Here is a 13,489-nt window from a genome sequence, read left to right as displayed (position 1 = left end):
CTCGATATGCTCAGGACCTTCGTAACTGGTCGTGCGGCGTGCGCGCGACCGTGAAAGGACACGGATGACGCTGCAGGCTTGGCCGGGGTCGGCATACCCCCTCGGCGCCACCTTCGACGGGAACGGCACCAATTTCGCCGTCTTCAGTGAGGGAGCGGAACGTGTCGAACTCTGCCTCTTCGATGACGACGGCTCCGAGACCCGGGTGGAGCTGCGCGACGTGGACGCGTTCGTGTGGCACGTCTACCTTCCCAATGTCGGACCGGGCCAGCGCTACGGCTATCGCGTGCACGGGCCCTACGACCCCGCGAACGGTCAGCGGTTCAATCCGAGCAAGCTCCTGCTGGACCCGTACGCCAAAGCCGTCGACGGCGAGATCACGTGGGGACAGTCCGTGTTCTCGTACACCTTCGGCGATCCCGACTCGTTCAACGACGACGACTCCGCCGACGCGATGATGAAGGGAGTGGTGGTCAACCCGTTCTTCGACTGGACCGGAGACCGCCAGCCCAAGACCCCGTACGCCGAGACCCTCATCTACGAGGCCCACGTCAAGGGCCTGACCAAGCTCAACGAGCTGATCCCCGAGGAGCTGCGCGGCACCTACAGCGGCATCGCCCACCCGGCGGTGATCGACCACCTGCTCAAGCTGGGTGTCACCGCGATCGAGCTCATGCCGGTGCATCAGTTCGTCAACGACTCCACCCTCCAGGACAAGGGGCTGGCGAACTACTGGGGCTACAACACCATCGCCTTCCTCGCCCCGCAGAACACCTACGCCTCCACGGGCCAGCGGGGTCAGCAGGTGCAGGAGTTCAAGGGCATGGTGCGCGCCCTCCACACCGCCGGCATCGAGGTCATCCTCGACGTGGTCTACAACCACACCGCCGAGGGCAATCACATGGGACCGACGTTGTCGATGCGCGGCATCGACAACGAGGCGTACTACCGCCTCGAGCAGGACGACAAGCGCTACTACACCGACTACACCGGCACGGGGAATAGCCTGAACGTCGGCAATCCCCACGCGCTGCAGCTGATCATGGACTCCCTGCGTTACTGGGTCCTCGACATGCACGTGGACGGGTTCCGCTTCGACCTGGCCTCCACCCTCGCGAGGGAGTTCTACGACGTCGATCGCCTGGCGACCTTCTTCGAGCTCGTACAGCAGGATCCGGTGGTCTCGCAGGTCAAACTCATCGCCGAGCCGTGGGACGTCGGCCCCGGAGGTTACCAGGTCGGCAACTTCCCCCCGCAGTGGACGGAGTGGAACGGCAAGTATCGCGACACCGTCCGCGACTTCTGGCGCGGCGAGCCGCAGGCGCTCGGAGAGTTCGCCTCACGTCTGACCGGGTCGGCCGACCTCTACGAGCACTCCGGCCGTCGCCCGGTCGCCTCCATCAACTTCGTCACCGCCCACGACGGATTCACGTTGCGCGATCTCGTGTCGTACAACGAGAAGCACAACGACGCCAACGGCGAGGACAACAACGACGGCGAATCGCACAATCGTTCGTACAACCATGGCGTCGAGGGGCCCACCGACGACCCGGAGGTCCTGACGCTGCGTGCGCGCCAGCAGCGGAATTTCATCGCCACGCTGATGCTCAGCCAGGGCGTGCCGATGCTCCTGCACGGTGACGAGCTCGGACGGACCCAGCAGGGGAACAACAACGGGTACGCGCAGGACAACGAGCTGACCTGGGTGCACTGGGATACGGTCGACCAGCCGCTGCTGGAGTTCACCGCGGCGCTCGCGCGTCTGCGGCGCGATCACCCGACGTTCCGACGGAGCCGGTTCTTCAACGGCCGTCCCGTGCGCCGCGAGGAGGGTGCCCGCATCCCCGACATCGTGTGGCTGCGCCCCGACGGATCCGAGATGCAGCCGGAGGATTGGGATTCCGGTTTCGGCCGCGCCATCGGCGTCTTCCTCAACGGCAACGGGATCCGCGAGCGCGATCGTCGAGGAGAGCCGATCTCGGACAAGCACTTCATCATCCTGTTCAACGCAGGCGACGAAGAGGTGGACTTCCATCTGCCCGCGGTCGAGTTCAGCCCGAAGTGGGACACCGTGGTCGACACGGCCGGACAGCGCGCCGATTCCGCGCCTCTCGTCCCGGGCGAGTCGGTGCCCCTGGCGGCGAAATCCCTGATGGTGCTGTGCGAACACGAGGTCCCCGAGCCCGAGGTCGACCACTCGGTGGCGGCGTCGCTGGTCCTGCTGGCCGACTCCGACGTGCCGCAGACTCCGCCGAAGGCCGAGGCCGGGCGGTGAGCCCGGCGGCGGTTCCTCCTGCCGCGCCGGACCGTCGGCATCCCACGTCGACCTATCGCCTTCAGGTCCGGCGTTCCTTCGATCTCGATGATGCCGCGGGGGTGGTCGACTATCTGCGCGACCTCGGGGTGTCGTGGGCCTATCTGTCGCCGCTTCTCGCGGCCACCTCGGGTTCGGACCACGGATACGACGTGGTCGATGTGTCCCGGGTCGACCCGGAGCGCGGCGGCCCCGAAGCCCTGGTGAGGTTCGCGTCCGCCGCTCGGAATGCCGACCTCGGCATCCTGGTCGACATCGTCCCCAATCACATGGGCATCTCCGCGCCCGCCGAGAACGGGTGGTGGTGGGACGTGCTCCTGCGAGGCCGCGACTCGGTCCACGCCGCCGCGTTCGACATCGACTGGGACTTCGGTGAGGGCCGCGTCCTCGTCCCCATCCTCGGCGGCGATGTCGACGACGTCGTCGAGGACGGCGAGATCACCGTGTCGCCCGAGAGCGACGACCCGGCTCTGTTCCCCTTCGGCGCGCTGCGGTACTTCGAGCACGCCTTCCCCCTCGCGCAGGGTTCCGCGCCCGACGCCGAGACCTCCGATCCGACGGTGGTCCGCGAGGTGCTGTCTCGCCAGCACTACCGCTTGGCGTTCTGGCGCACGGAGGCGGAGGATCTGAACTACCGACGGTTCTTCGCCGTGACCACGCTCGCCGGTGTCCGGGTCGAGGTGCCGGAGATCTTCGAGGCGACCCACGCCGAAATCCTCCGGTGGCTGCGCGAGGGACTCGTCGACGGTCTGCGCGTCGACCACCCGGACGGGCTGCTCGACCCCGGGGCGTACCTGGAGCAGCTGTCCGAGGCGGCCCGTGCCGCGCGCGGTGCACCGACGCACGTGCTCGTGGAGAAGATCCTCGAGCACGGTGAGGATCTCCCCACCTGGTGGCGCACCGCCGGCACAACGGGGTACGACGCCATGGGGGAGATCGACCGACTCTTCGTCGACCCCGAGGGCGAAGGTCCCCTCGACGACCTCGATGCGGAGCTTCGAGCCGAGACCGGCGTGCCGCGAAGCGGCTGGGCCGATCTCATCCACACCACCAAGCGGATGATCGGCGACACGATCCAGCGCGCCGAGATCGCTCGGCTGGTGCGGTGCTTGCCCGCGCCGGTCGATCGCGCCGCCGACGCGTTCGCCGAACTCCTCGCCTGCTTCCCCGTCTACCGGTCGTACCTTCCGGCGGGCGAGGAGCATCTCACCCGCGCGGCGGCCGAGGCGACGCGGCGCCGCCCCGACCTCGCACCCAGCCTCGAGGCGCTGCGTGAGATCCTCCGCGATCCGTCGCTCGAGATCTCGCGTCGCTTCCAGCAGACGACTGGCCCGGTGATGGCGAAGGGTGTCGAGGACACCGCCTTCTACCGGTTCACGCGACTCGGCTCGCTCACCGAGGTGGGCGGGGATCCCGCGGTCTTCTCGATGTCGCCGGCGGAATTCCACCGGGCACAGCAGCGACGCCTCGCCGCCTGGCCGCGCGCGATGACGGCGCTGTCGACCCACGACACCAAGCGCGGCGAGGACGTGCGCGCCCGGCTGAACGTGCTCGCCGAGATCCCCACGCGCTGGGCCGAGGTGCTCAAGCGCCTCCGCGCCGGGGCGACCACGGGTCACGGCCCGTTCGATGCGCTCCTCTGGCAGGCGATCATCGGGGCATGGCCCGCCACCCCCGACCGTCTCCACGCATACGCCGAGAAAGCCGCCCGGGAGGCGGCGGAGTCGACGGGGTGGTGGGACCCCGACGAGGACTTCGAACGGAGGATGCATTCGCTCGTCGACGCCGCGTCCGCACAGGCGCGGCCATTGATCGAGGACTTCGTCGCCGAGATCTCGGCGTTCGGGTGGAGCAACTCCCTCGGGGCGAAACTCGTGCAGCTCACGGCACCGGGTTCGCCCGACGTCTACCAGGGGTCCGAGCTGTGGGAGACCTCGCTGGTCGACCCCGACAATCGTCGCCCGGTGGACTTCGGGCTGCGGCAACGGATGCTGAGGGATCTCGACGCGGCGTTCGCCCGTGGCGACCTGCCGCCGGTCGACGCGACTGCCCGCGCCAAGATGCTGGTGACCTCCCGCGCGCTGCGCCTTCGCCGCGACCGACCCGACCTGTTCACCGTCCATCGACCGGTCACCGTCGTCGGCGAGGCGTCCGAACACGCCGTCGCATTCGATCGCGGCGGGGCGACGACGGTCGTCACGCGGCTGCCGGCCGGGCTGGCCCACCGTGGTGGCTGGGGCAGGACGGCCATCCTGCTTCCCTCGCGGGACGTCGTCGACGCGCTGACGGGACGACGATTCGGCGGCGGAGAGATCCCGCTGTCAGCGATTCTGCAGACCTATCCGGTTGCGCTCCTGATCGACGCCGCCCGGATCGAGGAAGGAACACCCCGATGATCGAACTGTGGGCCCCGCGGGCCACCCGTGTCCGGTTGCGGTATGCCGGGGGAGACCTCGAGATGCAGGCGGCGGCAGACGGCTGGTGGCGCGGCGAGGTGACCCTGGCCGACGGTGACCGGTACGGCTTCGTGCTCGATGACGGCGACGCCGTGCGTCCCGATCCCCGCTCGCGCCGACAGCCCGACGGCGTGCACGAGACCTCGTGCTGGTTCGATGCCGACGGCTACGAGTGGAGCGATCACGAGTGGACGGGGCGCCAGCTCGCCGGCGGCATCGTCTACGAGCTGCACGTGGGCACCTTCACTCCCGAGGGGACCCTGGACGCGGCCGCCTCGCGCCTGGACCACCTCGTCGATCTCGGCGTGACGCACGTCGAGCTCCTCCCGGTGAACGGGTTCAACGGCGTCTGGAACTGGGGCTACGACGGGGTGCTGTGGTACACCGTGCACGAGGCGTACGGCGGTCCCGCCGCATACCAGCGCTTCGTCGATGCCTGCCATGGACGCGGTCTCGCCGTCATCCAGGACGTCGTCTACAACCATCTGGGTCCGAGTGGGAACTATCTGCCGGAATACGGCCCGTATCTCCGCGACGCCGAACGCAACACCTGGGGTTCGTCGGTGAACCTCGACGAGCCCGCCGTGCGCTCGTTCATCGTGGAGAACGCGCTGATGTGGATGCGGGACTATCACGTCGACGGCCTGCGTCTGGACGCCGTCCACGCGCTGCTCGACCGCACCGATCGGCACATCCTGCAGGAGATCGCCGAGGAGGCTGATCGGCTCAGCGCCCACGTGGGGCGTCCCCTGACCCTGATCGCCGAATCCGACATGAACGATGCGACTCTCATCTCCGCTCGGGAGGCCGGGGGCTACGGCCTCACCGCGCAGTGGAGCGACGACTACCACCATGCCCTGCACGTCGCCCTCACCGGCGAGACCGTGGGGTACTACGCCGATTTCGCCCCGCTCTCCGCCCTGGTGAAGGCCGCGACCCGGGGGTTCTTCCACGATGGGACGTGGTCGTCGTTCCGCGGCCGGGAACACGGCCGGCCCATCGATCCGCGCATCCCGACGTGGCGTCTGGTGACCTACAGCCAGGACCACGATCAGATCGGCAACCGCGCGGCCGGTGACCGGCTGTCCCAGTCGCTGGATGACGGGGGTCTGCGTATCGGCGCGGTGCTCACACTGCTCGCGCCGTTCACCCCCATGCTCTTCATGGGTGAGGAGTGGGCGGCGAGCACCCCGTGGCAGTTCTTCACCTCGCATCCCGAGCCCGAGCTGGCCAAGGCGACCGCCGATGGCCGACTGGCGGAGTTCGCCGCCATGGGGTGGGACGAATCCGTCGTCCCCGATCCGCAGGATCCGGCCACCTTCGAGCGGTCGCACCTCGACTGGTCCGAGGCGACATCCGACGCCGCCGACCCCCGTCACCGGCGCACCTTGGAGCTCTACCGGCGGCTTGCGCGGCTGCGCCGAGAGCTTCCCGACCTCACCGACCCCGACTTCGCGGCACTGTCCGCCGAGGCCGATGAGGATGCCCGCACGTTCGTGCTGCGTCGCGGTGACGTCGACGTGCTGGTCAATTTCGGCACCGACGCGGCGACGCTGCGGCTGAGAGATGCGTCGCGTGTGCTGCTGACGACGGATGACGCGGTGTCGGCGGACGACGGGCGGATCACCCTGCCGGGGCGAAGCGCGGCGGTGACGACGCTCTGAGGGCGCTCAATCCACTCCGAGGAAGCTCCGGTCGGTGAGGACGACCGGACCGCCCTCGGTGATCGCGACGGTGTGCTCGGAGTGCGCGCCACGTGAGCCGTCGGCGCTGCGGAGGGTCCAGCCGTCGGGATCGGTGATCAGCTGGTCCGTGGAGGCGAGGAACCAGGGTTCCAGGGCGAGGACGAGGCCGGCACGAAGCGGGTAGCCGCGGCCCGCCTTGCCGTCGTTGGGCACGTGCGGGTCGCCGTGCATCGTCCGGCCGACTCCGTGGCCACCGAAGTCGGTGTTGATGAGGTAGCCGTCCGCGCGGGCCACCGCGGCGATCGCGGCGGAGATGTCGCCGATGCGGTGGCCGGTCTGTGCCGCCTCGATGGCGGCGGAGAGGGCGCGCTGGGTCGTGTCGATCAGCGCCAGGTCCTCATCGCGCGGCGTGCCGACGACGAAGGACACCGCGGAGTCGGCCACCCACCCGTCCACGGCGACCGCGAAGTCCAGCGACACCAGGTCGCCGTCGCGAAGCGCGTAATCGAAAGGCAGTCCGTGAAGCACGGCATCGTTGATCGAGGTGCACAGCACCTTGCCGAAGGGCGAGGCGCCGAATGACGGGTGGTAGTCGATATAGCAGGACTCCGCTCCCGCCCGACGGATCATCTCGTGCGCCCGCTGATCGAGCGCGAGGAGGTTCGTTCCCACCCTCGCCTCATCGCGAAGGGTTGCAAGGACCTCCGCGACGAATCGGCCCGCAGGCCTCATCGCCTCGATTTCGGCCGGGGTGCGCAGCTCGATCATTCATTTCCTTCCGTCATCCTCCATTCTCGCGGAGTGCGCGCTGAGAGATGGCCGTCCGGCGCCCGGGACACCCTGCCCGCCGCCCCGGGACGGGCGTAGCATCGGTTCATGGTTCTCCGACGCGCGGTCTACCGGTGGCTGTTCCCGGCGGCCTTCGTCCTGCCGCTCTGGCTGCTCGTCGGCTGGGGCGTGTTCAACGCGGGAGGGTGGGCCTTCCTCTGGGTGCTGCTCCTGGGCATCCCGTCGGTCTTCATCGGGCAGATCATCCTGACTCTGCTGGTCCGGGCCCGCGGCACGGTGCGCGCGGAACGCGCGGTGTCGTGGCTGGATGTCGCGGGCTTCGCGATCCTCCACGCGCTGACGGTGTCGCTCGGATTCTTCGGCACGTGGTGGTGGGGTGGGGCGTTCGGCCTGACCATCGCCGTCGCTCTGGCGTTGTTCTGGGCCCAGCTGTGGCAGCTGTGGCGTGAAGCCCGGCCCGCCGGTCTCGTGGCGTTCCGGACGACGTCCTCCGCATACCTCGGTGAAGCATCGAGGTCGACGCGGCCACGACCGTCCGACGTCGTCGTCATCGAGGAGCGCAGCGACCTGCGCTGATCCGTGCGGCAGCGTTTTTGCCGGGGTCGCGATCCATGGCAGAATGGCTGTTTGTGCCCTGCACGGCTCTGCCTCAGGGGAGTACGCCGTCCGCTCCACATCGCGGACGGTTCGGGCACACCATCCCGTCATCGTGACGCGGTCGACCTGTGGCGGCCGCAGGAAGTGATCCCTCATGCAGATCCTCGATTCCGTCGACGCAGCATCGCTGCGCTCCGACATCCCCGACTTCGGCCCCGGTGACACCGTCAAGGTGCACGTCAACATCACCGAGGGCAACCGCTCGCGCATCCAGATCTTCCAGGGCGTCGTCATCGGCCGCTCCGGAGACGGCATCCGCGAGACCTTCACCGTGCGGAAGATCAGCTTCCAGGTCGGTGTGGAGCGTACGTTCCCGGTTCACAGCCCGGTGATCGACCACATCGAGGTCGTCACCCGCGGCGACGTGCGCCGCGCCAAGCTGTACTACCTCCGGGCCCTCCGCGGCAAGAAGGCCAAGATCAAGGAGAAGCGCGACAGCTGAGCGCGCTGAACCCCGAACGCCCCGGTCATCGCCGGGGCGTTCGGCGTTCGGGGCGAATTCCCCGCGACGGCGGACCGACGACTCCGCGCGAGTATGTCACCCTGGTAGGACGCCGCACCGACCGGGGCGGGAGGCCCCGAGAAGGATCCGATGACCACCGAGCAACACGCGACGGCCGACCGCTTCCCCTCCCGCAGATCGCAGCCCGAGGGTCGCAAGCGAGGGTGGGGCACATTCCTGCGGGACGTCCTGATCATCGTCCTGATCGCGCTCGTGGTGTCCTTCCTCGTCAAGACCTTCGTCGTCCGATCGTTCTACATCCCGTCGGGGTCGATGGAGAACACCCTCAACGTCAACGACCGCATCCTCGTCGACGAGCTGACGCCGCGCTTCGGAGGTTATGAGCGCGGTGACATCGTGGTGTTCCGCGATCCGGGTGGGTGGCTGCCACCCTCGGAGACACCGAGCCGCGGCCCGTTCGTCGACGGCGTGGAGTGGGTTTTGTCGCTCATCGGTCTCGCTGCACCGGACAGCGACGACCACCTCGTCAAGCGCATCATCGGGCTTCCGGGAGATCACGTGGTGTGCTGCAACACGCTCGGGCAGATCACGATCAACGACGTCCCCATCGATGAGATGGACTACCTCAAGCTCCCGGGCGGGGTCAGCAGGGCGTCGGCCGAGGATTTCGACGTCACGGTGCCTGAGGACCGTCTCTGGGTGCTCGGAGACAACCGCAACAGCTCGCGGGACTCCCGTTTCAACCAGGACCAGCCGGGCGAGGGCTTCGTCCCGCTCGAGAACGTCGTCGGCCGCGCATTCCTGACGACGTGGCCGCTGTCGCGATTCGGGTTGCTGGACTTCCACCACGAGGTCTTCGCCGGGGTTCCGGAGCCTGCCGACCAGCCGTGACCGTGATCGAACCGCGCCTCACTCTCGAGCGACGACTGCTCCGCGAGCATCCGGTCGTCATCGCCTGCGATGAGGTCGGACGGGGGGCTCTCGCGGGGCCGGTGGCCGTCGGAGCGGTCGCCGTCGACGCGCCGCGATCGCGCAAGCGCGTGCCGCAGGGGCTGCGTGATTCCAAACTCGTGCCTGAGCACCATCGCCCGGCCGTTGCGGCGCGGGCGGCCTCGTGGGTGGCCGCCAGCGCCGTCGGCTGGGCCTCGGCCGACGAGATCGACGAGATCGGCATCATGCGCGCTCTGGGCCTTGCCACGATCCGCGCGCTGGCGGATCTGGGGGCTCACGGCGTGGACGCCTCGGAGGCGATCGTGCTCCTCGACGGGAACTACGACTACATCACCCCGGCCGGCACCAGCAATCTGCGGGTGCGTCCGGTGATCAAGGCCGATCGCGACTGCGCCAGCGCCGCGGCAGCGTCCGTCATCGCCAAAGTGGCGCGCGACACGCTGATGACGGGGTTGCATGACGAGTCACCCGCGTACCAGTGGTCGCGCAACAAGGGATACGCGAGCCCCGAGCATCGGGCGGCGATCCGCTCCCACGGCCTGAGCAGGCATCACCGGTCGTCGTGGTCGATCGCGGACGCACCGACCCTGTTCTGACGCCGTCGCGGCCGACCGTCGGGCCGTGGATCGGCCGCGGGCGATCTAGAGTGGACTCACCATGGACGACGAGGTATTCGAAGACTACGACCGCGAGCTCGAGCTGGCACTGTACCGCGAGTACCGCGATGTCGTGGGTCAGTTCGCGTACGTGATCGAGACGGAGCGGCGCTTCTACCTCGCCAACGAGGTCAACGTCGTGCGCCGCGACACCGAGCACGACTTCTACTTCGAGATCACGATGAACGACGTCTGGGTGTGGGACATCTACCGCGCCGACCGGTTCGTCAAGGCGGTGCGGGTGCTGACCTTCAAGGACGTCAACGTCGAGGAGCTCTCCCGACGCGATTTCCAGCTCCCAGAGGAGCTTTCGCTCGACAGCTGACGCGCCCGCGTCCTCTCCTGCACAGCCGGCCCTCTCCGGGCTGTGTACACGGATGAGGGGAAGCGGCCGCCACGGGATGCCGCGTCCGATCACGATCGGACCATGGCAGTCAAGGACGAGGTCGGCAGAGCCGGCGAAGAGCGTGCAGCGACGTATCTCCAAGAGCAGGGATGGCGGCTGATCGCCCGCAACTGGCGGTGCGCCGCCGGGGAGATCGACCTCGTCGCCGAGGACGGGAATGACCTCGTCGTCGTCGAGGTCAAGACGCGGCGCGGCGAAGACTTCGGTCATCCCCTCGAAGCGGTGGACACCCGCAAGCGCATGCGATTGTGGCGCCTGGCGATGGCGTGGATCGCGGCCCACCCGCAATCCGCCCAGGGGCGCCGACTGAGGCTCGATGCGGTGTCCGTCCTCGGCCCCGATCCTCGGACCGCGACGATCGAGCATCTGCGGGATCTGCGGTGACCGTCGTTCGTACCCGGGCTGTCGCCCTGACGGGCCTGGATGGAGCCCTCGTCGAGGTCGAAGCCGACCTCTCGCAGCAGACTCCCGATTTCCGGATCATCGGCCTGCCCGACAAGTCGCTCGGAGAAGCCGTCCAGCGGGTCCACAACGCGTGCGCCAACAACGGCCTGACGCTTCCGCGACGCAAGCTCACCGTCAACCTGTCGCCCGCGAGTCTGCCCAAGAACGGATCCGGGTTCGATGTCGCGATCGCGGTCGCCGCCATCGCCACCGAGCTCCCTCTCGCCCGGGAATCGCTCGACGCCACGGTGCACATCGGCGAACTCGGTCTGGACGGACGGCTTCGACCGGTGCCCGGCGTCCTTCCCGCCGTGCTCGCTGCAGCCCGCAAGGGCATCCGGCGCGCGGTGGTGCCCCATGCCAACCGCGAGGAGGCTCAGCTGGTGACCGGCATCGAGGTGCTCGGCGCCGTCAACATCGCCGAGGTGGTCGCGTTCCACGGCGGATCCGTCGAGGTACCCGAGCAGTCTGCGGTTCCGGCGGCGCGGCCCGAGGAGACGGCGGGGGAGGTGCTGGAACTTGCAGACGTGGTGGGGCAGCCCGAAGCGGTGACCGCGCTCATCGTCGCGGCGGCGGGTGGCCACCACATTCTGATGAGCGGCCCTCCCGGGGCGGGCAAGACGATGCTGGCGCGGCGTCTCCCCGGCATCCTGCCCCCGCTCGACGAGGACGCCGCGCTCCTGGCAGCCTCCGTGCGGTCGCTCGGCGGGCAAGCCGTCTCGGCTCTTCGCCGGACTCCGCCCTTCGAGGCTCCGCACCACAGCGCGAGCGTGGCTGCGCTCGTCGGTGGCGGATCGCGGATCATCCGGCCGGGGGCGATCGCCCGCGCGGCGACCGGCATCCTGTTCCTCGATGAGGCGGGGGAGTTTCCTGCGCACGCGTTGGACGCGCTGCGCCAGCCCTTGGAGAGCGGCCGGATCACCATCCACCGGGCCGGGGCGGTCGCGGAGTTCCCGGCGCGATTCCAGCTCGTGGCTGCAACCAATCCCTGCCCCTGCGGACAGTTCGCCGTGCCGGGCGGATCGTGTGTCTGCCCGCCGATCGCCATCCGGCGCTACCTCGGCCGGCTTTCGGGCCCCCTGCTCGACCGGATCGATATCGAGCTGTCGATGCGTCGGGTGGCGGTCGCGCCCGGCCAGGGCGATGCCGGCGGCACCACCACCGCCGACGCGCACGCTCAGGTGCGCGAGGCGCGGGCACGCGCTGCGCATCGCCTCCGCGAAACCCCGTGGCGGGTGAATGCCGACGTGTCGGGAAGCTGGCTCCGGCAGGGGCCGGCCGCACCGTCGCCGATCATCCGCCGGCCACTGGATGCTGCGCTCCACCGCGGAGCGCTGACCCTGCGCGGGTACGACCGGGTTCTCCGGGTCGCCTGGTCGCTCGCCGATCTCGGCGCCCGCCCGCAACTGAGCGTCGAAGACATCGGGCGTGCTCTGTTCCTGAAGAAGGGGGTGACCGCATGAGAATGTGGCCGGAGTCTTCTGATGCCGCGAGGCGCGCGCTGGCGGGCGTCCGCGGTGCGGATTCATCCGACTCCGACGAAGCCGACACGTGGGCACGGGTGGCGTGGAACCTCCTCACCGAACCCGGTGACGGCTCCGCCGGTCACCTCATCGCAGAGTACGGCGCCCTTCGGGCGCTCGAGATGGTGGTGAATGCGGGCCCCGCGCCCACGCACCTCGCCGGGGCTGCGGAGCAGGGCCGAGAGCGCTGGATGCCGCGGTGGCGGCCGGAAGGTGTCGCCGAAGCGTGTGCGGCCGCGGCGCGGGCCGGTGTGCAGCTCATCGTCCCCGGCGATCCGTCATGGCCGACGGCGGTGGATGACCTGGGAGCCCATCGGCCTGTCTGTCTCTGGGTGCGTGGAAGCGCCGCCCTGTTGCGGCCGGCGGGCGCCGCCGTCGCGCTGGTCGGCGCGCGGGCGGCGACATCCTACGGCGAGCACGTCGCCGGAGAGCTCGCCGCCGACCTCGCCGGCTCGGGGGTGACGGTGGTCTCCGGCGCGGCCTACGGCATCGATGGCGCCGCTCACCGCGCCGCGCTCACGGTCGGCGGCGACACCGTGGCTTTCCTCGCCGGCGGCGCAGATCGCGCGTATCCGGGCGGGCACAGTCATCTGATCGATCGCATCGCTACCAACGGCGCGATCGTCAGCGAAGCCCCGTGCGGCGCGGCGCCGACGAAATGGCGGTTCCTCCAGCGCAACCGGCTGATCGCGGCGATCTCCGATGCGACGGTGGTCGTCGAGGCAGGGTGGCGAAGCGGCTCACTCAACACGGCCGGTCATGCCGCCTCCCTGGGACGTCCGCTCGGCGCGGTGCCCGGGCCGATCACCAGCACCGCCTCGGCGGGGTGTCATCGGCTGCTGCGGGAGTACGACGCGCGCTGCATCACCTCCGCGGGCGATGTCCGCGAGCTCCTCGGTTGGGAGGACGGGATGCTGCTTCCGGCGGTGAGCGGGGACCGCACCGATCGGACCACGCGCGTCATCGACGCCCTCAGCGTGCGATCGGAGAAGGACCTGTCCCAGATCGCCCGGTCCTCAGGCCTCGCGCCTGCCGAGGTCGAGGCGGAGCTCGGGATCCTCGCCCTCTCCGGAGGCGTGGAACGCGGCAGGACCGGATGGCGCCGGGTACCTTCGTGGACGAGATGAGCGCGCCGCCGCGCGGCG

General features: G+C 69.3%; 12 protein-coding genes. 11 read left to right on the top strand and 1 reads right to left on the bottom strand.

The annotated features are described in order from the left end of the window. Positions 1–70: 70 nt before the first annotated feature. From glgX to treZ, 3 genes are read left to right on the top strand one after another with little or no spacing between them, the layout of a single operon-like run. Complete coding sequence (gene glgX, locus DT073_RS10940; protein ID WP_124294476.1) at positions 71–2,275, top strand: glycogen debranching protein GlgX; 2,205 nt, start codon at positions 71–73, stop codon at positions 2,273–2,275. Beyond that, positions 2,272–4,710 carry a malto-oligosyltrehalose synthase gene (gene treY, locus DT073_RS10935; RefSeq protein WP_124293418.1) on the top strand — a complete coding sequence of 813 codons (2,439 nt, stop codon included), beginning with the start codon at positions 2,272–2,274 and terminating at the stop codon, positions 4,708–4,710. Before glgX ends, treY begins: the two co-directional genes overlap by 4 nt. Next, positions 4,707–6,434, top strand: coding sequence for a malto-oligosyltrehalose trehalohydrolase (gene treZ / locus DT073_RS10930; RefSeq protein WP_124293417.1), 1,728 nt, complete (start codon positions 4,707–4,709; stop codon positions 6,432–6,434). Before treY ends, treZ begins: the two co-directional genes overlap by 4 nt. A gap of 6 nt (positions 6,435–6,440) precedes the next feature. Here the strand turns inward: treZ and map are convergent, their stop codons facing one another. Further along, positions 6,441–7,223: a type I methionyl aminopeptidase gene (gene map, locus DT073_RS10925; protein ID WP_124293416.1), complete on the bottom strand. Its 783-nt coding sequence runs from the start codon at positions 7,221–7,223 to the stop codon at positions 6,441–6,443. Positions 7,224–7,331: 108 nt separating this feature from the next. Between map and DT073_RS10920 the strand changes: the two genes are divergently transcribed. The 8 genes from DT073_RS10920 to dprA all read left to right on the top strand — a co-directional run bounded on the left by DT073_RS10920 (position 7,332) and on the right by dprA (position 13,471). Next, positions 7,332–7,820 carry an MFS transporter permease gene (locus DT073_RS10920; protein WP_124293415.1) on the top strand — a complete coding sequence of 163 codons (489 nt, stop codon included), beginning with the start codon at positions 7,332–7,334 and terminating at the stop codon, positions 7,818–7,820. A 175-nt stretch (positions 7,821–7,995) separates the two neighbouring features. After that, positions 7,996–8,343, top strand: a complete 348-nt coding sequence (gene rplS / locus DT073_RS10915) for a 50S ribosomal protein L19 (protein ID WP_124293414.1) — start codon at positions 7,996–7,998, stop codon at positions 8,341–8,343. 150 nt (positions 8,344–8,493) lie between these two features. Further along, positions 8,494–9,255, top strand: coding sequence for a signal peptidase I (gene lepB / locus DT073_RS10910; RefSeq protein ID WP_124293413.1), 762 nt, complete (start codon positions 8,494–8,496; stop codon positions 9,253–9,255). Beyond that, positions 9,252–9,911, top strand: coding sequence for a ribonuclease HII (gene rnhB, locus DT073_RS10905; protein ID WP_124293412.1), 660 nt, complete (start codon positions 9,252–9,254; stop codon positions 9,909–9,911). Before lepB ends, rnhB begins: the two co-directional genes overlap by 4 nt. 61 nt (positions 9,912–9,972) lie before the next feature. Further along, entirely contained in the window at positions 9,973–10,296 is a 324-nt protein-coding gene (locus tag DT073_RS10900; RefSeq protein ID WP_124293411.1) for a DUF2469 family protein, read from the top strand. Positions 10,297–10,398: 102 nt separating this feature from the next. After that, positions 10,399–10,761, top strand: a complete 363-nt coding sequence (locus tag DT073_RS10895; RefSeq protein ID WP_124293410.1) for a YraN family protein — start codon at positions 10,399–10,401, stop codon at positions 10,759–10,761. Beyond that, positions 10,758–12,284, top strand: a complete 1,527-nt coding sequence (locus DT073_RS10890) for a YifB family Mg chelatase-like AAA ATPase (protein ID WP_124293409.1) — start codon at positions 10,758–10,760, stop codon at positions 12,282–12,284. The genes DT073_RS10895 and DT073_RS10890 overlap by 4 nt, the downstream gene beginning before the upstream one ends. After that, positions 12,281–13,471: a DNA-processing protein DprA gene (dprA, locus tag DT073_RS10885; RefSeq protein WP_124293408.1), complete on the top strand. Its 1,191-nt coding sequence runs from the start codon at positions 12,281–12,283 to the stop codon at positions 13,469–13,471. The genes DT073_RS10890 and dprA overlap by 4 nt, the downstream gene beginning before the upstream one ends. The last annotated feature ends 18 nt before the right edge of the window (positions 13,472–13,489 follow it).

This window comes from Microbacterium sp. ABRD28 (assembly GCF_003850245.1).
In the GTDB taxonomy this organism is placed as follows: domain Bacteria; phylum Actinomycetota; class Actinomycetes; order Actinomycetales; family Microbacteriaceae; genus Microbacterium.
The sequence above is the reverse complement of the archived record's forward strand: the minus strand, read 5'-3'. Positions and strand labels throughout refer to the sequence as shown.